General features: G+C 55.3%; 25 protein-coding genes, 5 tRNA genes and 1 pseudogene. 21 read left to right on the forward strand and 10 right to left on the reverse strand.

Translation table 11 applies throughout. From position 1 onward, the window contains the following. Window positions 1–7 precede the first annotated feature (7 nt). From cydX to pnuC, 16 genes are all read left to right on the forward strand, one after another. Complete coding sequence (gene cydX, locus ACF8PE_RS10375; RefSeq protein ID WP_003858598.1) at window positions 8–121, forward strand: cytochrome bd-I oxidase subunit CydX; 114 nt, start codon at window positions 8–10, stop codon at window positions 119–121. After that, complete coding sequence (gene ybgE / locus ACF8PE_RS10380; RefSeq protein WP_032617091.1) at window positions 121–405, forward strand: cyd operon protein YbgE; 285 nt, start codon at window positions 121–123, stop codon at window positions 403–405. Before cydX ends, ybgE begins: the two co-directional genes overlap by 1 nt. 148 nt (window positions 406–553) lie before the next feature. After that, a complete protein-coding gene (ybgC, locus tag ACF8PE_RS10385; protein ID WP_032617092.1) occupies window positions 554–958 on the forward strand; it encodes a tol-pal system-associated acyl-CoA thioesterase in 405 nt (134 codons plus the stop codon). Beyond that, a complete protein-coding gene (tolQ, locus tag ACF8PE_RS10390) occupies window positions 955–1,647 on the forward strand; it encodes a Tol-Pal system protein TolQ (RefSeq protein WP_071886480.1) in 693 nt (230 codons plus the stop codon). The genes ybgC and tolQ overlap by 4 nt, the downstream gene beginning before the upstream one ends. 3 nt (window positions 1,648–1,650) lie before the next feature. After that, the gene (gene tolR, locus ACF8PE_RS10395) at window positions 1,651–2,079 is read left to right on the forward strand and encodes a colicin uptake protein TolR (RefSeq protein ID WP_032617094.1); all 429 of its coding nucleotides are present in this window, start codon (window positions 1,651–1,653) and stop codon (window positions 2,077–2,079) included. Between the two features lie 37 nt (window positions 2,080–2,116). After that, window positions 2,117–3,481 carry a cell envelope integrity protein TolA gene (tolA, locus tag ACF8PE_RS10400; protein WP_032617095.1) on the forward strand — a complete coding sequence of 455 codons (1,365 nt, stop codon included), beginning with the start codon at window positions 2,117–2,119 and terminating at the stop codon, window positions 3,479–3,481. Window positions 3,482–3,609: 128 nt separating this feature from the next. After that, on the forward strand, window positions 3,610–4,902 hold the full coding sequence (gene tolB, locus ACF8PE_RS10405) for a Tol-Pal system beta propeller repeat protein TolB (RefSeq protein ID WP_032617137.1): 1,293 nt from the start codon (window positions 3,610–3,612) through the stop codon (window positions 4,900–4,902). Window positions 4,903–4,936: 34 nt separating this feature from the next. Continuing rightward, window positions 4,937–5,458 (forward strand): peptidoglycan-associated lipoprotein Pal, encoded by a 522-nt coding sequence (gene pal, locus ACF8PE_RS10410; protein WP_032617096.1) that lies wholly within the window; start codon window positions 4,937–4,939, stop codon window positions 5,456–5,458. 9 nt (window positions 5,459–5,467) lie between these two features. Beyond that, window positions 5,468–6,262 carry a cell division protein CpoB gene (gene cpoB, locus ACF8PE_RS10415; protein ID WP_285125336.1) on the forward strand — a complete coding sequence of 265 codons (795 nt, stop codon included), beginning with the start codon at window positions 5,468–5,470 and terminating at the stop codon, window positions 6,260–6,262. 162 nt (window positions 6,263–6,424) lie between these two features. Beyond that, window positions 6,425–6,500 (forward strand) — tRNA-Lys (locus ACF8PE_RS10420). Window positions 6,501–6,527: 27 nt separating this feature from the next. Further along, window positions 6,528–6,603 (forward strand) — tRNA-Val (locus ACF8PE_RS10425). 3 nt (window positions 6,604–6,606) lie between these two features. Further along, window positions 6,607–6,682 (forward strand) — tRNA-Lys (locus tag ACF8PE_RS10430). Window positions 6,683–6,832: 150 nt separating this feature from the next. Next, window positions 6,833–6,908 (forward strand) — tRNA-Lys (locus tag ACF8PE_RS10435). A gap of 30 nt (window positions 6,909–6,938) precedes the next feature. After that, a tRNA-Lys gene (locus tag ACF8PE_RS10440) sits at window positions 6,939–7,014 on the forward strand. Between the two features lie 416 nt (window positions 7,015–7,430). After that, window positions 7,431–8,474, forward strand: a complete 1,044-nt coding sequence (gene nadA, locus ACF8PE_RS10445; protein WP_059308491.1) for a quinolinate synthase NadA — start codon at window positions 7,431–7,433, stop codon at window positions 8,472–8,474. 29 nt (window positions 8,475–8,503) lie between these two features. Beyond that, complete coding sequence (gene pnuC, locus ACF8PE_RS10450) at window positions 8,504–9,223, forward strand: nicotinamide riboside transporter PnuC (protein WP_392494821.1); 720 nt, start codon at window positions 8,504–8,506, stop codon at window positions 9,221–9,223. Here pnuC and zitB read toward each other — a convergent pair. Next, on the reverse strand, window positions 9,220–10,158 hold the full coding sequence (zitB, locus tag ACF8PE_RS10455) for a CDF family zinc transporter ZitB (RefSeq protein WP_032617102.1): 939 nt from the start codon (window positions 10,156–10,158) through the stop codon (window positions 9,220–9,222). The genes pnuC and zitB overlap by 4 nt on opposite strands. A gap of 108 nt (window positions 10,159–10,266) precedes the next feature. After that, on the reverse strand, window positions 10,267–10,764 hold the full coding sequence (locus tag ACF8PE_RS10460; protein ID WP_032617103.1) for a protein YbgS: 498 nt from the start codon (window positions 10,762–10,764) through the stop codon (window positions 10,267–10,269). Window positions 10,765–11,085: 321 nt separating this feature from the next. Between ACF8PE_RS10460 and aroG the strand changes: the two genes are divergently transcribed. Next, window positions 11,086–12,138: a 3-deoxy-7-phosphoheptulonate synthase AroG gene (gene aroG / locus ACF8PE_RS10465; protein WP_032617104.1), complete on the forward strand. Its 1,053-nt coding sequence runs from the start codon at window positions 11,086–11,088 to the stop codon at window positions 12,136–12,138. A 66-nt stretch (window positions 12,139–12,204) separates the two neighbouring features. Here aroG and gpmA read toward each other — a convergent pair whose 3' ends face one another. From gpmA to modE, 7 genes are all read right to left on the reverse strand, one after another. Next, window positions 12,205–12,957 (reverse strand): 2,3-diphosphoglycerate-dependent phosphoglycerate mutase, encoded by a 753-nt coding sequence (gpmA, locus tag ACF8PE_RS10470; RefSeq protein ID WP_392494822.1) that lies wholly within the window; start codon window positions 12,955–12,957, stop codon window positions 12,205–12,207. Between the two features lie 212 nt (window positions 12,958–13,169). Beyond that, the gene (gene galM / locus ACF8PE_RS10475) at window positions 13,170–14,210 is read right to left on the reverse strand and encodes a galactose-1-epimerase (RefSeq protein ID WP_059308487.1); all 1,041 of its coding nucleotides are present in this window, start codon (window positions 14,208–14,210) and stop codon (window positions 13,170–13,172) included. After that, complete coding sequence (gene galK, locus ACF8PE_RS10480) at window positions 14,204–15,352, reverse strand: galactokinase (protein WP_059308486.1); 1,149 nt, start codon at window positions 15,350–15,352, stop codon at window positions 14,204–14,206. Before galK ends, galM begins: the two co-directional genes overlap by 7 nt. Window positions 15,353–15,354: 2 nt before the next feature. Beyond that, window positions 15,355–16,401 carry a galactose-1-phosphate uridylyltransferase gene (gene galT, locus ACF8PE_RS10485; RefSeq protein WP_392494823.1) on the reverse strand — a complete coding sequence of 349 codons (1,047 nt, stop codon included), beginning with the start codon at window positions 16,399–16,401 and terminating at the stop codon, window positions 15,355–15,357. 9 nt (window positions 16,402–16,410) lie between these two features. Further along, window positions 16,411–17,427, reverse strand: a complete 1,017-nt coding sequence (gene galE / locus ACF8PE_RS10490) for a UDP-glucose 4-epimerase GalE (protein WP_032617109.1) — start codon at window positions 17,425–17,427, stop codon at window positions 16,411–16,413. Window positions 17,428–17,632: 205 nt separating this feature from the next. Then, window positions 17,633–19,102 carry a molybdate ABC transporter ATP-binding protein ModF gene (gene modF / locus ACF8PE_RS10495; RefSeq protein WP_155166449.1) on the reverse strand — a complete coding sequence of 490 codons (1,470 nt, stop codon included), beginning with the start codon at window positions 19,100–19,102 and terminating at the stop codon, window positions 17,633–17,635. A gap of 67 nt (window positions 19,103–19,169) precedes the next feature. After that, window positions 19,170–19,958, reverse strand: coding sequence for a molybdenum-dependent transcriptional regulator (gene modE, locus ACF8PE_RS10500; protein WP_392494824.1), 789 nt, complete (start codon window positions 19,956–19,958; stop codon window positions 19,170–19,172). A 127-nt stretch (window positions 19,959–20,085) separates the two neighbouring features. On the opposite strand from modE, the gene ACF8PE_RS10505 reads away from it, so the two are divergent. The 4 genes from ACF8PE_RS10505 (at window position 20,086) to modC (ending at window position 22,940) form a co-directional block, all read left to right on the forward strand. Continuing rightward, window positions 20,086–20,235: an AcrZ family multidrug efflux pump-associated protein gene (locus ACF8PE_RS10505; protein WP_032617112.1), complete on the forward strand. Its 150-nt coding sequence runs from the start codon at window positions 20,086–20,088 to the stop codon at window positions 20,233–20,235. 181 nt (window positions 20,236–20,416) lie between these two features. Then, the gene (modA, locus tag ACF8PE_RS10510; protein WP_103791926.1) at window positions 20,417–21,193 is read left to right on the forward strand and encodes a molybdate ABC transporter substrate-binding protein; all 777 of its coding nucleotides are present in this window, start codon (window positions 20,417–20,419) and stop codon (window positions 21,191–21,193) included. Then, a complete protein-coding gene (gene modB, locus ACF8PE_RS10515; RefSeq protein WP_032617114.1) occupies window positions 21,190–21,879 on the forward strand; it encodes a molybdate ABC transporter permease subunit in 690 nt (229 codons plus the stop codon). Before modA ends, modB begins: the two co-directional genes overlap by 4 nt. 2 nt (window positions 21,880–21,881) lie before the next feature. Then, window positions 21,882–22,940, forward strand: a complete 1,059-nt coding sequence (modC, locus tag ACF8PE_RS10520; protein ID WP_077226606.1) for a molybdenum ABC transporter ATP-binding protein ModC — start codon at window positions 21,882–21,884, stop codon at window positions 22,938–22,940. Here modC and ACF8PE_RS10525 read toward each other — a convergent pair. Next, a pseudogene (locus tag ACF8PE_RS10525) lies at window positions 22,941–23,555 on the reverse strand (pyridoxal phosphatase); the annotation flags it as partial. Window positions 23,556–23,593 lie beyond the last annotated feature (38 nt).

Consider the following 23,593-nt stretch of genomic DNA (forward strand, 5'->3'; position numbering starts at 1 on the left):
GCTGAATATGTGGTATTTCGCATGGATTTTAGGAACGCTTCTTGCCTGTGCATTTGGTGTGATTACCGCCCTGGCGCTTGAGCACGTTGAAGCGACCAAAGCCGGTGAAGAAAAGCACTGATGATCGCGTATCTTTACGGGATCATGGACAAGCGCCCGCTCAGGGCGCTTTCCTTAGTGATGGCGTTACTGCTGGCGGGTTGCATCTTCTGGGACCCGTCGCGTTTTGCGGCGAAGACCAGCGAGCTTGAAATCTGGCACGGTTTTCTCATCATGTGGGCGGTATGTGCCGGTGTGATCCACGGCGTTGGCTTTCGCCCTAAAGCCGTTCTCTGGCAGGGCATCTTCTGCCCCCTGATCGCTGATGTGGTCCTTCTTGTGGGCCTGATTTTCTTTTTCAGCTGAATAAGAACTATCCGTTAATATTATGGGCTTACCCTGGCCCATAAATATTTACTCTCCGTTTACTTTCCCCCATTCCAAAGCACCATTCCCGCGCGTATAGTAGCGAAGTTTAAAAGCTCTAACTCTTTTTGTATTACCGGGATGTAAAGTGAATACAACGCTGTTTCGATGGCCGGTTCGTGTCTACTACGAAGATACGGATGCCGGTGGTGTGGTTTACCATGCCAGCTACGTTGCCTTTTATGAACGAGCACGCACTGAAATGCTGCGCCATCATCACTTTAGCCAGCAGGTCTTGCTGGCGGAGCGAGTTGCCTTCGTGGTACGCAAGATGACGCTGGAGTATTTTGCGCCTGCCAGACTCGACGATATGCTCGAAGTCCAAACAGAAATAACATCAATGCGCGGAACCTCACTGGTTTTCACGCAGCGGATCGTCAATGCAGAGAATACGGTACTGAACGAAGCTGAAGTCCTGATTGTCTGTGTTGATCCACTCATCATGAAGCCTCGTGCGCTTCCTAAGTCTATTGTCGCGGAGTTTAAGCAGTGACTGACATGAATATCCTTGATTTGTTCCTGAAGGCAAGCCTTCTGGTTAAACTTATCATGTTGATTTTGATTGGTTTTTCAATCGCATCCTGGGCCATCATCATCCAGAGAACCCGTATCCTCAATGCAGCTGGCCGCGAAGCGGAAGCCTTTGAAGACAAGTTCTGGTCCGGTATTGAACTCTCCCGTTTGTATCAGGAAAGCCAGGGGCGTCGTGAAACCCTCTCCGGCTCCGAACAAATTTTCTATAGCGGCTTTAAAGAGTTTGCCCGTTTGCACCGCGCTAACAACCATGCGCCGGAAGCGGTCGTTGAAGGGGCATCCCGTGCGATGCGCATTTCAATGAACCGTGAACTGGAAACGCTGGAAACGCACATTCCATTCCTGGGCACCGTGGGTTCCATCAGCCCGTATATCGGTCTGTTTGGTACGGTCTGGGGGATCATGCACGCCTTTATCGCCCTGGGCGCGGTAAAACAGGCGACGCTGCAGATGGTTGCGCCGGGTATCGCAGAGGCGCTGATTGCGACCGCTATCGGTCTGTTCGCCGCTATTCCTGCCGTTATGGCGTATAACCGCCTTAACCAGCGCGTGAACAAACTGGAACTGAACTACGACAACTTCATGGAAGAGTTCACCGCGATTCTGCACCGCCAGGCGTTTACCAGCACCGAGAGCAACAAGGGGTAAACCATGGCCAGACAGCGTGGACGGGGTCGTCGCGAACTGAAGTCCGAAATCAACATTGTACCGCTGCTGGACGTGCTGCTGGTGCTGCTGCTGATCTTTATGGCGACAGCACCCATCATCACCCAGAGCGTTGAGGTTGATCTACCGGATGCGACAGAATCTCAGGCTGTAAGCACCAATGACGATCCACCGGTCATCATTGAGGTATCCGGCGTTGGGCAGTACAGCGTGGTGGTTGAAAAAGATCGTCTTGATCAACTGCCGCCGGAGCAGGTTATTGCCGAAGCGCAACGACGTCTGCAGTCCAATCCGAAAACGGTCTTCTTAATCGGTGGGGCGAAAGACGTGCCTTACGATGAAATAATAAAGGCGCTGAACCTGTTGCATAGCGCGGGCGTTAAGTCAGTCGGCTTGATGACGCAGCCTATTTGATCATCTGCGTACACAACAGAGTTTTTGGGAACCCATAGTGTCAAAGGCAACCGAACAAAACGATAAGCTTAAGCGGGCGATCATTATCTCGGCGGTGCTGCATGTCATTCTTTTTGCAGCACTGATCTGGAGTTCGTTCGATGAGCATCTCGATACCGCTGCCGGCGGTGGGGGAGGTTCATCCATCGATGCCGTGATGGTCGATCCCGGCGCGGTGGTGCAAAACTATAACCGCCAGCAACAACAGCAGGCGAGTGCAAAACGTGCTGAAGAGCAACGCGAAAAGCAGGCGCAACAGCAAGCGGAAGAGCTGCGTGAAAAGCAGGCCGCCGAGCAGGAACGTCTGAAGCAGCTCGAGAAAGAGCGTTTGCAGGCGCAGGAAGCGGCGAAAGAGCAGGCGGAGCAGCAGAAACAGGCTGAAGCCGCAGCGAAGAAAGCGCAAGAGCAGCAGAAGCAGGCAGAAGAGGCGGCAGCCAAAGCCGCAGCCGATGCCAAAGCGCAGGCCGATGCGCAGGCTAAACAAGCTGCCGAGGCGGCAAAACAGGCCGCGGATGCCGCTGCATTAGCCGCGAAAAAAGCCGCTGCCGATGCGCAAAAACAGGCTGAAGCTGAAGCCGCCAAAGCGGCTGCTGATGCGAAGAAAAAAGCAGAAGCTGAAGCCGCGAAGAAAGCTGCTGCCGACGCACAGAAAAAAGCGGAAGCTGAAGCTGCCAAACAAGCAGCTCAGGAAGCCGAGAAGAAAGCGGCTGCCGAAGCAGCTAAAAAGGCCGCTGCAGCAGAAAAAGCCGCCGCAGCTGAAAAGGCTGCTGCTGAAAAGGCTGCCGCAGAGAAAGCTGCTGCCGCAGAAAAAGCGGCTGCTGAGAAGAAGGCCGCCGCCGCAGAAAAAGCCGCCGCTGATAAAAAAGCCGCTGCAGAGAAGAAAGCCGCTGCCGATAAAGCTGCTGCTGACAAAGCGGCCGCTGCAAAAGCCGCAGCAGCTAAAAAAGCTGCCGCGGAAAAAGCAGCCGCATCGGACGTTGATGACCTGTTCGGCGATCTGAGTTCAGGTAAGAATGCGCCGAAATCGGGTGGAGCAAAAGGTAACGGTCAGCCGGCAAAAGATAGCGGAACAAGTGGTGCTAATGGTGGCGCGTCAGGCGCTGATATTAGTGCCTATGCTTCGCAAATCCGTAACGCAATTCAGAGCCGCTTATATGGCGCTGATCTGTATGCCGGTAAGTCCTGTGTGCTACATATTAAACTGGCACCAGACGGTCTGCTGCTGGACGTGACTGAAGAAGGTGGTGATCCTGCTTTATGTCAGGCTGCCCTGACGGCGGCAAAAACTGCCAGAATTCCTAAACCGCCTAGCCAGGCTGTTTATGAAAAAGTAAAAGATGCCAAACTGGACTTCAAACTGTAGCGATTTTCCCGCTAAAGTTAGCAAAACAGTCTACGTTTGAGGCTGTGGATTAGTAGTTTTGTTTATTTGGGTTTGTTAACATTCTGCTAAATTATCGCGGGTAAGGTTACCCGGATATGGGAGATATGATGAAGCAGGCATTACGTGTTGCAATGAGTTTCTTAGTGCTGTGGGCAGCGGTGCTGCACGCAGAAGTGCGTATCGAGATCACCCAGGGGGTGGACTCGGCACGTCCGATTGGTGTGGTTCCGTTCCAGTGGAAAGGGCCAGGCGCTGCGCCGGAAGATGTTGGTGGCATTGTTGCCGCTGACCTGCGCAACAGCGGTAAATTCAACCCATTAGATCGTTCTCGTCTGCCGCAGCAGCCGGGCAGCGCGCAGGAAGTGCAGCCTGCTGCATGGTCTGGACTGGGTATTGATGCAGTGGTTGTGGGTCAGGTTACCCCTAACCCGGACGGTGGATATACCGTTGCTTACCAGCTGGTAGATACCGGTGGCGCACCGGGTACTGTACTGGCGCAGAACACCTATAAAGTGAACAAGCAATGGCTGCGTTATGCCGGTCACACCGCAAGTGATGAAGTGTTTGAGAAGCTGACCAGCATCAAAGGCGCATTCCGCACCCGTATCGCTTATGTCGTGCAGACCAACGGCGGCCAGTTCCCGTATGAGCTGCGCGTCTCTGACTACGATGGCTACAACCAGTTCACCGTTCACCGTTCACCGCAGCCGCTGATGTCTCCAGCCTGGTCGCCGGACGGTTCAAAACTGGCTTACGTAACCTTCGAAAGCGGCCGTTCAGCACTGGTAATCCAGACGCTGTCTAACGGTGCGGTTCGGCAGGTGGCTTCCTTCCCGCGTCACAACGGGGCGCCGGCATTCTCACCAGACGGCTCTAAACTGGCGTTTGCGCTGTCTAAAACCGGTAGCCTGAACCTGTACGTGATGGACATCGGCTCCGGCCAGATCCGTCAGGTGACCGATGGTCGTAGCAACAACACCGAACCAACCTGGTTCCCGGACAGCCAAAACCTGGCCTTTACCTCTGACCAGGCCGGTCGTCCACAGGTTTATAAAGTCAATATTAACGGCGGTGCTCCGCAGCGTATCACCTGGGAAGGTTCTCAGAACCAGGACGCAGACGTGAGTGCTGACGGTAAGTTTATGGTAATGGTTAGCTCGGCCGGTGGTCAGCAGCACATTGCTAAACAAGATCTGGGCGGGGGCGGCGTACAAGTTCTGTCGTCGACTTTCCTGGATGAAACGCCAAGTCTGGCACCTAACGGCACTATGGTTATCTACAGCTCTTCTCAGGGGATGGGATCCGTGCTGAATCTGGTTTCTACCGATGGGCGTTTCAAAGCGCGTATTCCGGCAACTGATGGACAGGTAAAATCACCTGCCTGGTCGCCGTACCTGTAATAATAATTAATTGAATAATATAGGAATCATAGAAATGCAACTGAACAAAGTGCTGAAAGGGCTGATGATCGCTCTGCCTGTTATGGCAATCGCAGCGTGTTCTTCTAACAAGAACGCCAGCAACGACCAGAGCGGCGAAGGCATGATGGGTGCCGGCACTGGTATGGACGCAAACGGCAACGGCAATATGTCTTCTGAAGAGCAGGCGCGTCTTCAGATGCAGCAGCTGCAGCAGAACAACATTGTTTACTTCGATCTGGACAAGTTCGACATTCGTTCTGACTTCGCTGCAATGCTGGATGCACACGCTAACTTCCTGCGTAGCAACCCGTCTTACAAAGTCACCGTAGAAGGTCACGCGGACGAACGTGGTACTCCTGAGTACAACATCTCCCTGGGTGAGCGTCGTGCTAACGCCGTTAAAATGTACCTGCAGGGTAAAGGCGTTTCTGCTGACCAGATCTCCATCGTTTCTTACGGTAAAGAAAAACCTGCAGTACTGGGCCACGACGAAGCGGCTTACTCCAAAAACCGTCGTGCCGTACTGGTTTACTAAGAGAATTGCATGAGCAGTAACTTCAGACATCATCTGTTGAGTCTGTCGTTACTGGTTGGTATAGCGGCCCCCTGGGCCGCTTTTGCTCAGGCACCAATCAGTAGTGTCGGCTCAGGCTCGGTAGAAGACCGGGTCACCCAACTCGAGCGTATTTCTAATGCTCACAGCCAGCTTTTAACCCAACTTCAGCAGCAACTCTCTGACAACCAAACCGATATTGACTCACTGCGCGGACAGATTCAGGAAAGCCAGTATCAGCTCAATCAGGTTGTGGAGCGTCAGAAGCAGATCCTGCTGCAGATGGATAGCCTGAATAATGGCGGCGCAGCAGCGCAACCCGCCGCAGGCGATCAAAGTGGCGCAGCTGGTGCAGCGGCAACGCCTCAGGCTGATGCCTCAGCCTCGGCAGGCGCGCCTGTACAGAGCGGTGATGCGAACACGGACTACAATGCGGCAATTGCCCTGGTGCAGGATAAATCACGCCAGGACGACGCGATGGCAGCGTTTCAGAACTTCGTGAAGAAATACCCTGATTCAACCTATCAGCCTAATGCGAACTATTGGCTGGGACAGCTGAATTACAACAAGGGTAAAAAAGACGACGCGGCGTTCTATTTTGCTTCCGTGGTAAAAAATTACCCAAAATCACCGAAAGCCCCTGATGCGATGTATAAGGTCGGGGTGATCATGCAGGACAAAGGCGACACCGCGAAAGCGAAGGCCGTCTTCCAGCAGGTGGTCACTAAATTCCCGGGCACTGAAGGTGCGAAACAAGCGCAAAAACGTCTTGCTGCGATGGGATGATTGCCGGATGACCAGAAATCGCGTTTTTTCTGGTCTTGCCGCATACTTCCTAAGCAGTTAAGTGATATTCATCAAAATATTAGTTGCGCGGAATTCTTAAATCAGTAATATATGCCGCCGTTGCCAAGGGATATCAAACAGCCCAAAAGCAGCCAAAATAGTGGGTCGTTAGCTCAGTTGGTAGAGCAGTTGACTTTTAATCAATTGGTCGCAGGTTCGAATCCTGCACGACCCACCACTTAAAGCAGTTCCGGCAGTACAGAGTGGGTGATTAGCTCAGTTGGTAGAGCATCTCCTTTACACGGAGGGGGTCGGCGGTTCGAGCCCGTCATCACCCACCACTCGGGTCGTTAGCTCAGTTGGTAGAGCAGTTGACTTTTAATCAATTGGTCGCAGGTTCGAATCCTGCACGACCCACCACTTTAATGTCTTACTCAGATATTAAACGTGAAGGATAACGTTGCTTTAGCAACAGCCCGAAGGGCGAGGCGAAGCCGAGTCATCCTGCACGACCCACCAATCTTTTGATTGGTACCGAGTAAAAATTATCTTCGACGTCAGCACCCGAATGGGTCGTTAGCTCAGTTGGTAGAGCAGTTGACTTTTAATCAATTGGTCGCAGGTTCGAATCCTGCACGACCCACCACTTCGAAGAATAAGCAGTAAATCCCGCAAGGGGTCGTTAGCTCAGTTGGTAGAGCAGTTGACTTTTAATCAATTGGTCGCAGGTTCGAATCCTGCACGACCCACCAATGTAAAAAGGCGCCCTAAAGGCGCCTTTTTGCTATCTGCGATATGAACGATTCGAACCTGCAGCAGGTTCGGGCCGAACGCAGTGAGGCACCGGAGCCATAAGGCGACGGCCCTAAGGGCGAGCGGAGCAAGTCATCCTGCACGACCCACCAATGTAAAAAGGCGCCCTAAAGGCGCCTTTTTGCTATCTGCTATTCCTGCGTCTGAAAAACATGCCTGATGGCGCTTCGCTTAGCAGGCCTACAAAGGCAATTCACCGCACGACTCAACCACAAATGCTACTGGCACGCTTTTGGTGTGACTTTGACTCCCAAATCCGCTATCTTGTTTAGTATATAAAACACAATTGCCATTACTTTGGTTTCCACCAAAAAATAACGGCAAACTTGTTAAGCCAGTAAAACGAGAAGCCAAAATGAGTGTGATGTTTGATCCTGAAGCCGCCATCTATCCTTTCCCGCCTAAACCCGTCCCGCTGAGCCTCGACGAAAAGCAGTTTTATCGCGAAAAGATCAAGCGCTTGCTCAAAGAACGCGATGCGGTGATGGTGGCGCATTACTACACTGACCCGGAAATCCAGCAGCTGGCAGAAGAGACCGGCGGCTGCATTTCTGACTCACTGGAAATGGCGCGCTTCGGTGCAAAACATCCCGCGTCGACATTGCTGGTAGCCGGGGTCCGCTTTATGGGCGAGACGGCAAAAATCCTCAGCCCGGAAAAAACCATCCTGATGCCAACCCTGAATGCAGAATGCTCGCTGGATTTAGGCTGCCCGATCGACGAATTCACCGCCTTCTGCGACGCCCATCCCGACAGAACGGTGGTGGTTTACGCTAACACCTCTGCCGCGGTAAAAGCGCGTGCCGACTGGGTGGTAACCTCCAGCATCGCTGTTGAGTTAATCGAGCATCTCGACAGCCTGGGCGAGAAAATTATCTGGGCACCAGACAAACATCTTGGTAACTACGTTCAGAAGCAGACCGGGGCAGATATTCTGTGCTGGCAGGGGGCCTGTATCGTTCATGACGAGTTCAAAACCCAGGCCCTGGAGCGCATGAAAGGTCTCTACCCGGAGGCCGCCGTACTGGTCCACCCGGAATCACCGCAGGCGATCGTCAACATGGCGGATGCCGTAGGTTCAACCAGCCAGCTCATCGCTGCCGCGAAAACGCTGCCGCATCGTCAGCTTATTGTCGCCACCGATCGCGGCATCTTCTACAAAATGCAGCAGGCAGTGCCGGAGAAAGAGCTGCTGGAAGCGCCAACGGCGGGCGAGGGGGCAACCTGCCGCAGCTGTGCGCACTGTCCGTGGATGGCGATGAACGGGCTGAAGGCGATTGCCGAAGGGCTGGAGTCCGGCGGCGCGGCGCATGAGATCCATGTGGATGCGGCGCTGCGTGAAGGGGCGTTAATTCCGCTTAACCGGATGCTGGATTTTGCGGCTACACTACGTGCTTAAGCAACGTAACGTAACGCTGAGGGAAAAAGATGGATTTTTTTAGCACGCAAAACATTCTGGTACATATACCGATTGGTGCCGGCGGCTATGACTTGTCATGGATTGAAGCCGTCGGGACAATTGCGGGTCTGCTCTGTATCTGGCTCGCCAGCCTGGAGAAGATCGTCAACTACGCGTTTGGCCTGGTGAACGTCACGCTGTTCGCCATTATCTTCTTTCAGATCCAGCTGTATGCCAGCCTGCTGTTGCAGCTGTTCTTCTTCGTGGCCAATATCTATGGCTGGTACGCCTGGTCGCGGCAGAACAGCCTGCAGGAGGCGGAACTGCAGATCCGCTGGTTGCCGTTGCCTAAAGCCATCGGCTGGCTGGCAGCTTGCGTGGTCGCTATCGGCCTGATGACGGTCTATATCGACCCGGTGTTTGCCTTCCTGACCCGCGTGGCGGTATCGGTGATGAGCAGCCTCGGACTGAACGTTACCATGCCAGATCTACAGCCTGACGCCTTCCCGTTCTGGGATTCGTGCATGATGGTTCTGTCGATTGCCGCCATGATCCTGATGACCCGAAAATATGTCGAAAACTGGCTGCTGTGGGTGATTATTAATGTGATAAGCGTGGTGATCTTTGCCCTGCAGGGCGTCTATGCCATGTCGCTGGAGTATATGATCCTTACCTTTATTGCCCTCAACGGCAGCAGGATGTGGATTAACAGCGCGCGGGAACGAGGTTCCCACGCGCTGGCACGTTAATGGTGATGATGATGGGCGTGGCCGGAGGCGATCTCATTGAGGTGGCAATCCGGCCCGTTACAGGGGGTGTACTCCATCTGGATAGTGCTATGCGCGATAGCGTAATGATGCTCCAGAAAATGCTGGATACGCCCCAGTAACGCATCGTGATCGTGGGGAGGAATGACCTGAACATGCAGCGTCATCAGCGGTTTCTCTCCCACCATCCAGACGTGAATATGATGCACGTCGCGGACTTCTGGAATAGAGCGCGTCAGGTTGCGTTTCAGCGCCGGAATATCCAGCGTCGCTGGCGCGCCTTCCAGCAGCTCATTCACACTCTCCTGTAGTAATCGCCAGGCACTGCGCAATACCAGACAGGAGACGACAATCGACAGGATCGGATCTATCGGTGTCCAGCCCGTCCACAGGATCACCAGCGCCGCGACGATGGCACCTACCGATCCCAGCAGGTCCCCCAGCACGTGCAGCGCCGCCGCCCGCACGTTAAGGTTTTTCTCCTCACTGCCGCGATGCAAAATCCAGAACGCCAGGATATTGGCGATAAGCCCGGCGACGGCCACCACCATCATGGTGACGCCTGCGACAGGCTGCGGATAGCGGAAACGCTGAATGGCTTCCCAGACGATTAAAATGGTGATCAACACCAGTGCGATGGCGTTGACGAAAGCGGCAAGGGTCGTCAGACGCAGCCAGCCAAAGGTGCGTCCATGGCTGGGCGGGCGGCGGGCGAATACTACCGCCAGCAGCGCAAACAGCAGTGCCGCCGCGTCCGTTAACATATGGCCCGCATCGGCCAGTAGCGCCAGCGAGCCGGAAACCAGGCCGCCAATCACCTCAATGATCATAAAGGCGGCAGTGACGCCGAACGCCAGCGTTAAGCGTTTAGCATTTCCATCCTGTGAAGAAGGGGCGTGTGAGTGGGTGTGCGCCATGAATGATGTCCCGGTCCATTATTATTGTAAGTGTAGAGTTTTTAACATTTTGCACAAAAAATAAAGGAGAGCCTTAGCTCTCCTTCATCATCATCGCATTACCGGTAATTACTGGGTAGTGCCGTCAGTTTTCTGCTCTTGTGGGGTTCTTTCGGAATCCACTTTACCGGACTGATCCGGGCATTTACCGTCTTTACACATAGAGTTTTTGTGCTGATCGTCCTTGGTCATGCCGTCATTGCCCATCTTGCTTGGGTCGTCATTACCCATGATGGAATTGGAGCCACCGGTGGTAGAACTGTTACCGCTACCGGTAGTTGATCCGTTAGTGGTGGCGTTAGTACCGTCAGGATTTAACATAGTCCCGCTGCCGCCGCTGCTGGTTGTACCCGTAGTGCCAGAACCGGTATTAATCTGGCTGTTGCCGGTATTATTTGGCGCAATATTCTGGCGTGCATCTGGCGCTACCGCACCAGCATCAGCGGCGGCATTCGCCTGGCCGTTATTGCTGTCAGAGCCGCCGGCAGAATCAGCGGCCAGCGCAGCACCGCTTGCCATGGTGAGGGAAGCGGTCAGGAAAAGGGTTGCGAGTTTAGTCATTTTCATCATGCTGCTCCTGTTCTGGTCGTTATGTTCTGGATAACTTCTTTCCACAGTGCATATGCGAAATCGATACGGTGCTCAGTGGTCAAAGATGCCATGATCCCTACTTAGATCAGTATGGAATCGTGATAAACGTAATAAATGCAGTGCATACAGTTAAAAAGTTTAGGTTGTATCTTGCTTTTCGCTACTTTGTGGGGTTTTTTAAGCGAATTCCAGGATTTATCTGTGCGAAGTGTAAAAGCCAGTTTACACTTCCTGACTGACAAGATAGATTGAAGGGATTGCATTCGTTTATAAAAATATGGCAACGCTGGAAAGAACATGAATTATCAGAATGACGATTTACGTATTAAAGAGATCAACGAGTTATTACCCCCTGTCGCACTCCTTGAGAAGTTTCCTGCCACTGAAAAAGCCGCCAACACCGTTTCTCATGCCCGCAAAGCGATCCACAAGATCCTGAAAGGTAATGACGATCGTCTGCTGGTGGTGATCGGGCCATGCTCCATTCACGATCCCGCAGCGGCGAAAGAGTACGCAGCGCGTCTGCTGACGCTGCGCGAGACGCTGAAGGATGAGCTGGAAATCGTCATGCGCGTCTACTTTGAAAAGCCACGCACCACTGTAGGCTGGAAAGGGCTGATCAACGATCCGCATATGGACGGCAGCTTCCAGATCAACGACGGTCTGCGCATTGCCCGTAAGCTGCTGCTGGATATCAATGACAGCGGCTTGCCTGCGGCGGGTGAGTTCCTCGACATGATCACCCCACAGTATCTGGCAGACCTTATGAGCTGGGGTGCCATTGGCGCACGTACCACTGAATCTCAGGTTCACCGTGAGCTGGCATCAGGGCTTTCCTGCCCGGTCGGCTTTAAAAACGGCACCGATGGCACCATCAAAGTGGCGATTGACGCTATCAATGCTGCCGGGGCGCCGCACTGCTTCCTCTCCGTGACCAAATGGGGTCACTCCGCCATTGTTAACACCAGCGGAAATGGCGATTGCCATATCATTCTGCGCGGCGGCAAAGAGCCTAACTATAGCGCGGCACATGTTGCGGAAGTGAAGGCGGGTCTGGACAAAGCGGGTCTGGCTGCACAGGTCATGATCGACTTCAGCCATGCTAACTCCAGTAAGCAATTCAAAAAGCAGATGGATGTCGGCACCGATGTCTGCCAACAGATTGCGGGCGGTGAAAAGGCGATTATCGGGGTGATGATTGAAAGCCACCTGGTGGAAGGCAATCAGAATCTGGAAGGCGGCGAGCCGCTGGTTTACGGTAAGAGCGTCACCGATGCCTGCATCGGCTGGGACGATACCGAAACGGTCCTGCGCCAGCTGGCTGATGCCGTGAAAGCCCGTCGCGGCTAAAAAAATGCCGGATTAGCATCCGGCATTCTGTATCTAAGGCCCGGTCATCGCGACCGGGCTTTTTTATTACTTGGCTTTACCCTGGTTCGCAACGGCCGCAGCTTTAGCCTCGATCTCATCAGCGTTACCCAGATAGTAGTGCTTGATTGGTTTGAAGTTTTCGTCGAACTCGTAAACCAGCGGCACACCGGTAGGGATGTTTAGTTCGAGGATCTCATCTTCACCCATGTTGTCCAGGTATTTCACCAGCGCACGCAGGGAGTTACCGTGAGCCGCGATGATCACGCGCTCACCGCTTTTCAGGCGTGGCAGGATGGTTTCGTTCCAGTAAGGCACAACGCGATCGATGGTCAGCGCCAGGCTTTCAGTCTGTGGCAGTTCAGCATCGGTCAGTTTCGCGTAACGCGGGTCGTGGCCCGGGTAGCGCTCGTCATCTTTGGTCAGCTCTGGTGGGGTTACCGCGAAGCCGCGACGCCACTGTTTAACCTGCTCGTCACCGTATTTTTCTGCGGTTTCGGCTTTGTTCAGACCCTGAAGCGCACCGTAGTGACGCTCGTTCAGTTTCCAGGATTTCTCAACCGGCAGCCAGGCCTGATCCAGTTCGTCCAGTACGTTCCACAGGGTGTGGATGGCACGTTTCAGCACGGAGGTATAAGCAAAATCGAAGCTGAAGCCTTCGTCTTTCAGCAGTTTGCCCGCCGCTTTTGCTTCGCCAACGCCTTTCTCGGACAGGTCAACATCATACCAACCGGTAAAGCGGTTTTCGTTGTTCCACTGGCTTTCGCCATGACGTACCAGAACCAGCTTAGTTACAGCCATATTTTACTCCTCCAGAACAAGCATTATTTGAATGATAACAATTCTCATTATATTGCCGCGGGGAAGCCGCGGGCAACGCTTAACCCTAACCATAGCGAAAATAGTGTCTCAGTGTAAGATGCTTGTGAATGAGGGGTTGTGATTTTGTCGGTGAGTGGCGCTATTTTCAGCAAGCTGGGCAAAAAAAAGCCCTCCGGGGGGAGGGCCAGTTTTTATTGAGCAATAAAGTGATATTCCGTGACGCTGACATACTCTTCGCCAGGGCGCAGAATACAGTCGGGCTGCGGCCATTCTGCATGGTTCGGGCTGTCCGGCAGGAACTCGCTTTCCAGCGCCAGGCCTTGCCAGGCACGGTACTCTCCGTCTTCACGCGCGGGCGTACCCTCGAGGAAGTTCCCGGAGTAGAACTGCAGGGCAGGGGCAGTGGTATAAACCGTCATCTGCAGCTTCTCATCGGCAGACCACAGGTGCGCCGCTGGCTGGCTGACATCGCCCTCTGCATCAAGCAGGAACGCATGATCGTAACCGTTCACCTTGCGCTGATCGTCATCTGCCAGGAAATCCTGGGCGATGGCTTTGGTGGTGCGGAAATCAAAGCTGGTGCCCGCCACCGCTTTTAACCCTTCATGCGGGATCCCCATCTCATCCACCGGCAGATACGCCTGCGCCAGCAGTTGCAGTCTGTGGTTGCGCACGTCGCTACAGTCGCCGTCGAGGTTGAAGTAAGCGTGGTTGGTCAGATTGACCGGGCAGGGTTTATCTACCGTGGCGCGATACTCAATGGCGATCCGGTTATCATCCGTTAAGCGGTAATGCACGGTCGCCGCACAATTACCCGGATAGCCCTGATCGCCATCCGGCGAGTCGAGGGACAGTAGCGCTTCGCCATCGTTCTGTTTGATAATGCGCCAGCGACGCTTATCAAAGCCGTCCGGGCCGCCGTGCAGCTGGTTTTCACCCTGACTAGGCAGCAGCGCATAAGGCACGCCGTCCAGCTCAAAGCGGCTTTTAGCGATACGGTTGGCGTAACGGCCCACAGAGGCACCGAGGAACGCGGTTTGTTCAACGTATTGCTCAGGCGATGCACAGCCGAGCAGGGTCTCGCGCACGCTGCCGTCACTCATCGGGACGCGGGCTGAGAGTAAGGTGGCGCCCCAATCCATGAGCGTCACCACCATCCCTGCGCTATTGCGCAAGGTAATCAGGCGGTACGGCAGGCCGTCCGGGGCGAGAACAGGGGTTTCGTTTAACACTGGCCAGCTCCTTGTGAGGCGTTGCAGACGTAGAAAGTTTCTTTGATACCGGTTTTGGCTTCGTACTGCTGCTCAACGGCTTGCTGAACAACCGGGACTAACGCCTCCGGCACCAGCGCAACCACGCAGCCACCAAAACCACCGCCGGTCATGCGCACGCCGCCCTGTTCGCCAATCGCCGCTTTGACAATCTCTACCAGGGTGTCGATTTGCGGCACGGTGATTTCGAAGTCATCGCGCATGGAGGCGTGTGACTGAGCCATCAGTTCCCCCATCCGATGCAGGTCGCCTTTCTGCAGCGCAGCCGCCGCTTCCACGGTACGGGCGTTTTCGGTCAGCACGTGGCGAACACGTTTTGCCACCACCTGATCCAGCTCGTGCGCGACTTTATTGAACTCAGTGAGCGAGACATCACGCAGCGCAGGCTGTTGGAAGAAGCGCGCACCGGTTTCGCACTGCTCGCGGCGGGTGTTGTACTCGCTGCCCACCAGGGTGCGTTTGAAATTACTGTTGATGATGATCACCGCCGCACCTTTCGGCAGGCTGACCGCTTTGGTGCCCAGTGAACGGCAGTCGATCAGCAAGGCGTGGTCTTTTTTACCCAGCGCCGAAATCAGCTGATCCATGATGCCGCAGTTGCAGCCCACAAACTGATTCTCTGCTTCCTGGCCATTGAGGGCGATTTGCGCCCCGTCCAGCGGCAGGTGATACAGCTGCTGGAAAACGGTGCCGACCGCCACTTCCAGCGAGGCGGATGAGCTTAAGCCCGCTCCCTGCGGTACGTTGCCGCTGATCACCAGATCTGCGCCGCCAAAGTTGTTGTTACGCTTCTGAAGGTGTTTTACCACGCCACGAACGTAGTTGGACCACTGCTGGCTGTCGTGCGCAACAACAGGCGCATCCAGCGAGAACTCGTCGATCTGGTTGTCGTAATCGGCCGCCAGCACGCGCACCTTGCGGTCATCGCGTTTCGCGCAGCTGATCACCGTCTGGTAATCAATGGCGCAGGGCAGCACGAATCCGTCGTTGTAGTCAGTGTGCTCGCCGATCAGGTTAACGCGGCCAGGCGCCTGGATAGCGTGAGTGGCGGGATAGCCGAACTTTTCAGCAAACAGGGCGTGGGTTTTATCTTTCAGACTCATTGTTATTCTCCAGATTCGCGAAAATGAACGTCACTGACTGCACGCAGGCGCTCTGCGGCCTGTTCAGCCGTCAGGTCGCGCTGGGTTTCCGCCAGCATCTCGTAGCCGACCATGAACTTACGTACAGTGGCGGAGCGCAGCAGCGGCGGATAAAAGTGGGCGTGCAGCTGCCAGTGTTGATTCTCTTCGCCATTAAAAGGTGCGCCGTGCCAGCCCATGGAATAGGGGAATGAGCACTGGAACAGATTGTCATAACGGCTGGTCAGCTTTTTCAGGGCCAGGGCCAGATCGCTGCGCTGGTCTTCGCTTAGCTCGGTGATCCGCAGAACATGCGCTTTCGGCAGCAGCAGGGTTTCGAACGGCCACGCCGCCCAGTACGGCACCACCGCTAACCAGTGTTCGGTCTCGACCACGGTGCGGCTACCGTCGGCCAGCTCGCGCTGAACATAGTCCAGCAGCATTGGCGACTGCTGTTCAGCGAAATAGGCTTTTTGCAGGCGATCTTCCCGCTCGACTTCGTTAGGCATGAAGCTGTTGGCCCACACCTGGCCGTGCGGATGGGGGTTGGAACACCCCATCGCCGCGCCTTTGTTCTCAAAAACCTGCACCCAGGGATAGCTCTGCCCCAGCTCGGCAGTCTGTTCCTGCCAGGTTTTCACCACCTCGGTCAGGACCTCAACGCTCAGCTCCGGCAGGGTTTTGCTGTGATCCGGCGAGAAGCAGATCACCCGGCTGGTGCCGCGTGCGCTTTCGCAGCACAGCAGCGGATCGTCACTCTGCGGCGCGTCCGGCGTGTCGGTCATCAGGGCGGCAAAATCGTTAGTGAAAACGTAGGTGCCTGTGTAATCAGGGTTAATGTCCCCGGTCACGCGGGTATTGCCCGGACAGAGGAAACAGTCTGGATCGTGCTGCGGCAGCGTTTGTTTCGCTGGCGTCTCCTGCGCCCCTTGCCATGGGCGCTTGGCGCGATGCGGAGAGACCAGGATCCACTGCCCGGTTAACGGATTAAAACGACGATGCGGGTGATCGACGGGATTAAATTGGGTCATGACAGATCCTTAGTCTGGATAACCCTGCGGGTGGCGAGACTGCCAGCGCCAGGTATCCTGTGCCATTTCATCGAGCGTGCGCGAGACACGCCAGTTAAGCTCTTTGTCGGCCTTAGTGGCATCCGCCCAGTAGGCAGGCAGGTCGCCGTCGCGACGTGGGGCAAAGTGATATGCCACCGGTTTGCCGCAGGCCGCGCTAAAGGCGTTAACCACATCCAGCACGCTGCTGCCGACACCGGCACCGAGGTTATAAATATGAACGCCCGGTTTATCCGCCAGTTGCTGCATGGCTGCGACGTGGCCGTCGGCCAGATCCATGACGTGGATGTAGTCGCGAACGCCGGTGCCGTCAGGGGTCGGGTAGTCGTTACCAAATACCGCCAGCGAGTCACGACGGCCTACCGCCACCTGAGCGATATAAGGCATCAGGTTATTCGGAATACCCTGCGGATCTTCGCCCATATCCCCGGATGGATGCGCACCCACCGGGTTGAAATAGCGCAGCAGGGCGATGCTCCAGTCCGGCTGCGCTTTTTGCAGGTCGGTCAGGATCTGTTCCACCATCAGCTTGCTTTTGCCGTACGGGCTTTGCGGCGTCCCGGTCGGGAAGCTTTCAACATAAGGGATTTGCGGCTGATCGCCATAGACAGTGGCGGAGGAGCTAAAGATGAAGTTTTTCACGCCTGCCGCGCGCATGGCAGAAACCAGACGCAAGGTACCGTTGACGTTGTTATCGTAATACTCCAGCGGTTTCGACACCGACTCGCCCACGGCTTTCAGCCCGGCAAAGTGGATCACTGTATCAACAGCGTGATCGTGGAGGATCTCCGTCATCAGCGCTTCGTTACGAATATCGCCTTCGACAAAGACAGGCTGTTTACCGGCCAGGCGTTCCATAACCGGCAGCACGCTGCGCTTACTGTTGCACAGGTTATCAAGGATGATGACATCGTGGCCATTTTGCAGCAGTTGCACACAGGTATGACTTCCTATGTAACCGCTACCACCTGTTACCAGAACTCGCATTTTTCGCTCCATTAGGCTTATGGTATGAGATAATCCTAGCATAACAGAGAGCTGGAAAGTGTGACATGGGATAAAATAGTGGAATCGTTTACACTGTATGAAACGCAGCAGCTCTCTGGCTAAAAAACGATTGTAGATCAAAGCGCCTGGGGTGGGAGGTTGCAGGTTATCCGAAAAAAACGGGGGCATGGCCCCCGTGAGGATATCAGACCCGGCTCGTCTGGTAGCGGTAGCGCTCGCCGTCGGCGATAAACTCCAGCCGGTGGGTGATACAGGCGGGGGCATCTTCCGCATGATGGGACACGAACAGCAATTGCGTTTCGCCTTCGCTAATCAGGACATCCACAAACCGGCGAATGAGCTGGCGGTTGAGGGGATCCAGCCCCTGCAAAGGCTCGTCGAGGATCAGGAGCGTCGGGTGCTTGACCAGGGCGCGAACGATCAGCGCCAGCCGCTGCTGACCCCACGACAGGCTGCTGAAGGGCGCATCCGCGACCCGGTTGTCCATCCCCAGAATATCCAGCCACTGCTGCGCCAGCTTGTGCTGCTTATCCGAGACCGCCTGATAAATTCCAATCGAGTCGAAATAACCCGACAGAATGACGTTGCGCACCGTCGTGCTGACGCGGTAATCGAGGTGCAGGCTGCTGCTGACGTAGCCGATATGCTTTTTGATATCCCAGATGGTTTCGCCGCTGCCGCGACGGCGGCCAAAGAGCGTGAGATCGTTGCTGTAGCCCTGGGGGTGATCGCCGGTAATCAGGCTCAGCAGGGTCGATTTACCGGCACCGTTGGGGCCGACAATCTGCCAGTGCTCGCCGGGATTCACCGTCCAGCTAAGCTGGTCGAGGATCGGCCGATCGTCATACGACACGACGCCGTTATTGAGCACAATACGCGGTTCATTCTGCGGCAGGCCATGACGCGCCGAAGGGGCATCCGGTTCGGGCAGGGTAACGCCATTCAGTTTTTCACTGTGCGCCAGCTGGGCAATCAGCGCCTGGTTCAGCAGGTCCGCTTTTTGGCCTACGGCCGTCAGGGTGCAATCCGCGAGGACGCCGGCGTTCTGCACAAAGTCGGGGATCTCGTCAAAACGGTTCAGGACCAGCACCAGGGTGTATCCCTGCTGATTGAGCGAGGCCAGCAGATCCGCCAGCTGCCCGCGGGATTTCACATCGAGGCCGTCGAAAGGCTCATCGAGGATCAGCAGTTCGGGTTCCGCCATCAGCGCCTGACACAGCAGCGTCTTGCGGGTTTCCCCTGTTGAGAGGTATTTGAAGCGTCGATCCAGCAGATGAGCGATGCCGAACTGCTCCGCCAGCTGGCGGCAGCGGGCGTCATCTTTGATGTCGTCCTGGATAATTTCAGCTGCCGTACGGCCGGTATCCTCTTCGCCGGGGCTGAGCAGATCGGTGTTGTTGCGTTGCCACTCGTCGCTGACCAGTTTTTGCAGTTGTTCGAACGAGAGGCGGGTCAGGCGAGTAAAGGTGCTATGGCGTTCGCCCTTCAGCAGCGTCAGCTCCCCGGCCAGCGCCCGGGCGAGGGCTGACTTGCCGCTGCCGTTACTGCCAACGAACGCCCAGCTTTCGCCGGCATTCAGCGTAAAATTTGCGAGCGTGAGCGTTCGGGTGTCGCTAAGACGAAACGTGCCTTGCGAAATTTGCAATGATGACATGATTTATCCCATTTTTTGCAGCAATAAGCATCAGGGATACGCACTGTCGGCGCGAATGTCAATGCGCTCAGCACAACGTGGCGATAATCACCCGGTCAGCATTAAAATATGCCGTTGCCTTAGCACCTTCTTCTAAATCCTGGCTCTGTGCCAGCGGCAGGGTAGCGCAGAGCGTCTGGCCATCGGGCAGGGTCATCAGCACTTCACACTGTTCGTCGCCGCGATCGATATGGCTGATGATCCCCTGTAACTGATTATCTGCCTGTTGCGCCGCTGCACTGTCCCGGGTAATGCTGACCCAGGGCGCTTTCAGCAGCACCAGCACCTCTTTGCCCTCATTCAGCCCCAGTCGTTCGCCGCTCTGGGCGGTAATGGCCGCTTTCAGGCGGGTGGTGCCGTCCGCGAGTAAAACCTCCACATGCTGTTGCACATGGTCGTTGTCGCGGGCGGTGACGGTACCAAACCACTGGTTACGGGCGCTGGTCTGCAAAGAGAAACGTGAAATCGCGCCGAGGAGGCTGTCTAACGGCAGGGCATCGTCGTCGCTCAGGACGTCGAAGGCTTTCTGTTGAATCTGTGCCAGCAGATCATAGAGCTGGATCAGGCGTTGCCCGAAGCGCGTCAGGATCGCGCCGCCGCCGCCTTTGCCGCCGGTGGCGCGATCCACCAGGGGATGTTCGCTCAGGGTGTTCATTTCGTTGATGGCATCCCAGGCGCTTTTATAGCTAATGCCGGCGTTTTTGGCTCCCTGGCTGATGGAGCCGGTTTGCGCAATCTGTTTGAGCAGGGCGATGCGACGGGGATCGGCAAACAATTTTTGCTGAAGACGTAGGGTGAGGAGAATTTCGGCCTGCATAACAATGTCCTGGCAAAAGGACTATTGTGACGTAATTCGTTTTATGCGCAAACTGTACCGCACAAAAGGGGATGTATTTCTCGCTTTTCCGGTTAGAATAAAGCATTCACATTGTCTGGAGAAAGCCATGTTAGAGTTGCTGAAAAGTCTGGTATTCGCCGTGATCATGGTACCAGTGGTGATGGCTATCATCCTCGGTGCCATCTACGGTCTGGGTGAGGTGTTCAACATCTTTTCCAATGTCGGCCACAGAAAACAGCCGAAAAAACAGAATTAATTCCCTTTAAAAACGCCCGGTTCCGCCGGGCGTTTTGCTCTCAAGTTTCCCCCCTCCGCGCCGATATTATTTATGGCATCAATTTGATCTACTCACTCATCGGTACGATTTACCGCTGGGAAAATCCTGGGGTTATCGTTATATTGCGATGTATATAACGAAACGCAACAGGAGCTACAAAATGGCACGTACATGGTTACGCCTTTTCGCAGGGGCAACGCTGACCCTCACCCTGACCGGACATGCACTGGCGGATGAGGGCAAAATTACCGTCTTCGCGGCGGCCTCCCTGACGAATGCTATGCAGGATATTGCTGCGGAGTATAAAAAAGAGAAAAACGTCGAGGTGGTTTCGTCGTTTGCCTCTTCCTCCACCCTGGCGCGTCAGATTGAAGCGGGGGCACCTGCCGACCTGTTCATCTCTGCCGATCAGAAGTGGATGGATTATGCCGTCGAGAAAAAATCGATGGATAACACCAGTCGCGCAACCCTGCTGGGCAATAGCCTCGTGGTTGTGGCACCGAAAGAGAGTGCTCAGGGCGAGATTGCCATCAATAAAGAGACCCCATGGACCAGCCTCCTGAAAGAGGGGCGGTTGGCGGTGGGTGACCCGGAACACGTTCCGGCAGGCATTTATGCCAAAGAGGCGCTGCAAAAACTGGGTGCCTGGGAGACGCTGTCACCTAAACTGGCACCAGCCGAAGATGTGCGTGGTGCCCTGGCGCTGGTGGAGCGCAACGAAGCCCCGCTGGGGATCGTCTACGGTTCCGATGCGGTCGCCGGAAAAGGCGTAAAAGTGGTGGGGACCTTCCCGGAAGACTCCCATAAGAAAGTAGAATATCCTGTGGCCATCGTCGATGGACATAAAAACGCAACCGTCAGCGCCTTTTACGACTATCTGAAGGGGCCGCAGGCGTCTGCCATCTTTAAACGTTACGGATTTACGACTTACGAATGATATTAACCGATCCTGAATGGCAGGCCGTGCTGCTGAGCCTGAAAGTATCTTCCCTGGCAGTTGCATTCAGTTTGCCCTTTGGGATCTTCTTCGCCTGGTTACTGGTTCGCTGTAAGTTCCCCGGCAAAGCGCTGCTCGACAGTCTTCTGCATTTGCCGCTGGTGCTGCCGCCGGTGGTGGTAGGGTACCTGCTTCTCATCGCCATGGGGCGTCGCGGGTTTATCGGTGAGCGTCTGTACGAGTGGTTTGGCATCAGCTTTGCCTTCAGCTGGCGCGGGGCCGTCATGGCGGCGGCGGTAATGTCATTCCCGCTAATGGTGCGGGCGATCCGCCTGGGGCTGGAAGGGGTGGATCTCAAACTCGAGCAGGCGGCCCGCACGCTGGGGGCCGGGCGCTGGCGCGTGTTTATGACCATCACGCTTCCCCTGACGCTGCCGGGCATTATTGTCGGTACCGTACTGGCGTTTGCCCGTTCGCTGGGTGAGTTTGGCGCGACCATTACCTTTGTTTCCAATATCCCCGGCGAAACACGCACCATCCCGTCGGCGATGTACACCCTGATTCAGACGCCCGGTGGTGAAGGGGCCGCCGCGCGTCTTTGCATTCTCTCCATTGTGCTGGCGATGGCCTCGCTGCTGGTGTCTGAGTGGCTGGCCCGCCTGAGCCGTGAGCGGATGGGGAAATAACCATGCTGGAACTCAATTTTACCCAGACTCTGGGCGAGCACTGCCTGACCCTTAACGAAACCCTGCCAGCCAGCGGGATCACCGCCATCTTTGGTGTCTCCGGGGCGGGGAAAACATCATTGATCAACGCGATAAGCGGCTTGACCCGGCCGCAGTCCGGCCGCATCGTGCTCAACGATCGGGTGCTGAATGACGTTGAAAAGCGCATCTACCTGGCACCAGAAAAGCGCCGGATTGGCTATGTCTTCCAGGATGCGCGGCTGTTTCCGCACTACAAAGTGCTGGGTAACCTGCGTTATGGCATGGCGAAAAGCATGGCCGGACAGTTCGATAAGCTGGTGGCCCTGCTGGGGATTGAGCACCTGCTTGACCGGTTGCCCTCCTCGCTGTCGGGCGGAGAAAAACAGCGCGTGGCGATAGGCAGGGCGTTACTCACCGCCCCGGAGCTGTTGCTGCTGGACGAGCCGCTGGCTTCACTCGACATCCCCCGCAAGCGTGAGCTATTGCCCTACCTGCAACGTCTGGCGCGCGAAATTAATATTCCGATGCTTTACGTCAGCCACTCGCTGGATGAGATCCTGCATCTGGCTGATAAGGTACTGGTGCTGGAAGATGGGAGCGTTAAAGCGTTCGGGAATCTGGAAGAGGTGTGGGGCAGCAGCGTGATGCATCCGTGGCTGCCGCAGGAGCAGCAGAGCAGCATTCTGAAGGTGAGCGTGCTGGAGCATCATCCGCACTACGCAATGACTGCGCTGGCGATCGGCGATCAGCATGTGTGGGTCAACAAGCTGGATAAACCCCTGCAAAGCAGCGTGCGCATTCGCATTCAGGCGTCGGATGTTTCGCTGGTGCTTCAGCCGCCGTTACAGAGCAGCATCCGTAACATTCTGCGCGCCAAAGTGGCCCAGTGTTACGACGATAACGGCCAGGTTGAGGTCCAGCTGGAAATTGGCAGCCGCACGCTGTGGGCGCGCATCAGCCCGTGGGCCAGGGATGAGCTGGGGATCAAACCTGGCCTCTGGCTTTACGCGCAAATCAAGAGCGTGTCGATCACCACCTGATTACACCAGATGGGTATAGATAAACTGAGCGATGCTGTCGGTCGTGTTGTCGCCAATCACGATATTGGCGCGCGCTTTCACCGCGTCGTCAGCATTGCCCATCGCCACCCCTGTACCCGCCGCTTCGAGCATGCTGATATCATTGTAATTATCGCCAAAAGCAATCACATCCTTCATTGATCCGCCGATGGATTCAACATACTGCGCAAGGCGTTTGCCCTTGCTGTTGCCTTTGCGGGCGATATCCACCTGATCGTGCCAGGACCATTCGCACTCCAGCCCAAGCGTCTGCTCGACATGTTTTGCGAAAGTATTCAGTTTTACCGTGTCTTCACCGGTCAGGGCGAATTTCCAGATGGCGTTAACCTCCCGGGCCGCCTGCGCCAGCGACGGCACCTGGGTGAACACCGGACGCTGCGCTTCCGGCAGCGACAGCGCCCAGTTGCTGGTGCGAATAACGTGGCCGGTCGGACGCTCGTACATCATCGCGTCGTCAACATACATCAGGCCGTGAATATCATGTTCATCGAGCAGATCAATCAATTGCAGCGCGTGCGTAACCGGTAAAGGATCGGCTTCCAGAACCTTTTTAGCTTGATAATCATACAAATAAGATGGCAGCTATACAAACAAATTAGATGTACGTGATACAA

Source organism: Leclercia sp. GLN_9 (genome assembly GCF_043105735.1).
Classification (GTDB): Bacteria; Pseudomonadota; Gammaproteobacteria; order Enterobacterales; family Enterobacteriaceae; genus Enterobacter; species Enterobacter adecarboxylatus.

Bases quoted from the DNA above. Each gene is read 5' to 3' on its own strand.
- cydX (WP_003858598.1), top strand. From the start codon at position 8: ATGTGGTATTTCGCATGGATTTTAGGAACGCTTCTTGCCTGTGCATTT.
- ybgE (WP_032617091.1), top strand. From the start codon at position 121: ATGATCGCGTATCTTTACGGGATCATGGACAAGCGCCCGCTCAGGGCG.
- tolR (WP_032617094.1), top strand. From the start codon at position 1,651: ATGGCCAGACAGCGTGGACGGGGTCGTCGCGAACTGAAGTCCGAAATC.
- tolB (WP_032617137.1), top strand. From the start codon at position 3,610: ATGAAGCAGGCATTACGTGTTGCAATGAGTTTCTTAGTGCTGTGGGCA.
- pal (WP_032617096.1), top strand. From the start codon at position 4,937: ATGCAACTGAACAAAGTGCTGAAAGGGCTGATGATCGCTCTGCCTGTT.
- cpoB (WP_285125336.1), top strand. From the start codon at position 5,468: ATGAGCAGTAACTTCAGACATCATCTGTTGAGTCTGTCGTTACTGGTT.
- nadA (WP_059308491.1), top strand. From the start codon at position 7,431: ATGAGTGTGATGTTTGATCCTGAAGCCGCCATCTATCCTTTCCCGCCT.
- pnuC (WP_392494821.1), top strand. From the start codon at position 8,504: ATGGATTTTTTTAGCACGCAAAACATTCTGGTACATATACCGATTGGT.
- zitB (WP_032617102.1), bottom strand. From the start codon at position 10,158: ATGGCGCACACCCACTCACACGCCCCTTCTTCACAGGATGGAAATGCT.
- ACF8PE_RS10460 (WP_032617103.1), bottom strand. From the start codon at position 10,764: ATGAAAATGACTAAACTCGCAACCCTTTTCCTGACCGCTTCCCTCACC.
- aroG (WP_032617104.1), top strand. From the start codon at position 11,086: ATGAATTATCAGAATGACGATTTACGTATTAAAGAGATCAACGAGTTA.
- gpmA (WP_392494822.1), bottom strand. From the start codon at position 12,957: ATGGCTGTAACTAAGCTGGTTCTGGTACGTCATGGCGAAAGCCAGTGG.
- galK (WP_059308486.1), bottom strand. From the start codon at position 15,352: ATGAGTCTGAAAGATAAAACCCACGCCCTGTTTGCTGAAAAGTTCGGC.
- galT (WP_392494823.1), bottom strand. From the start codon at position 16,401: ATGACCCAATTTAATCCCGTCGATCACCCGCATCGTCGTTTTAATCCG.
- galE (WP_032617109.1), bottom strand. From the start codon at position 17,427: ATGCGAGTTCTGGTAACAGGTGGTAGCGGTTACATAGGAAGTCATACC.
- modF (WP_155166449.1), bottom strand. From the start codon at position 19,102: ATGTCATCATTGCAAATTTCGCAAGGCACGTTTCGTCTTAGCGACACC.
- modE (WP_392494824.1), bottom strand. From the start codon at position 19,958: ATGCAGGCCGAAATTCTCCTCACCCTACGTCTTCAGCAAAAATTGTTT.
- ACF8PE_RS10505 (WP_032617112.1), top strand. From the start codon at position 20,086: ATGTTAGAGTTGCTGAAAAGTCTGGTATTCGCCGTGATCATGGTACCA.
- modA (WP_103791926.1), top strand. From the start codon at position 20,417: ATGGCACGTACATGGTTACGCCTTTTCGCAGGGGCAACGCTGACCCTC.
- modB (WP_032617114.1), top strand. From the start codon at position 21,190: ATGATATTAACCGATCCTGAATGGCAGGCCGTGCTGCTGAGCCTGAAA.
- modC (WP_077226606.1), top strand. From the start codon at position 21,882: ATGCTGGAACTCAATTTTACCCAGACTCTGGGCGAGCACTGCCTGACC.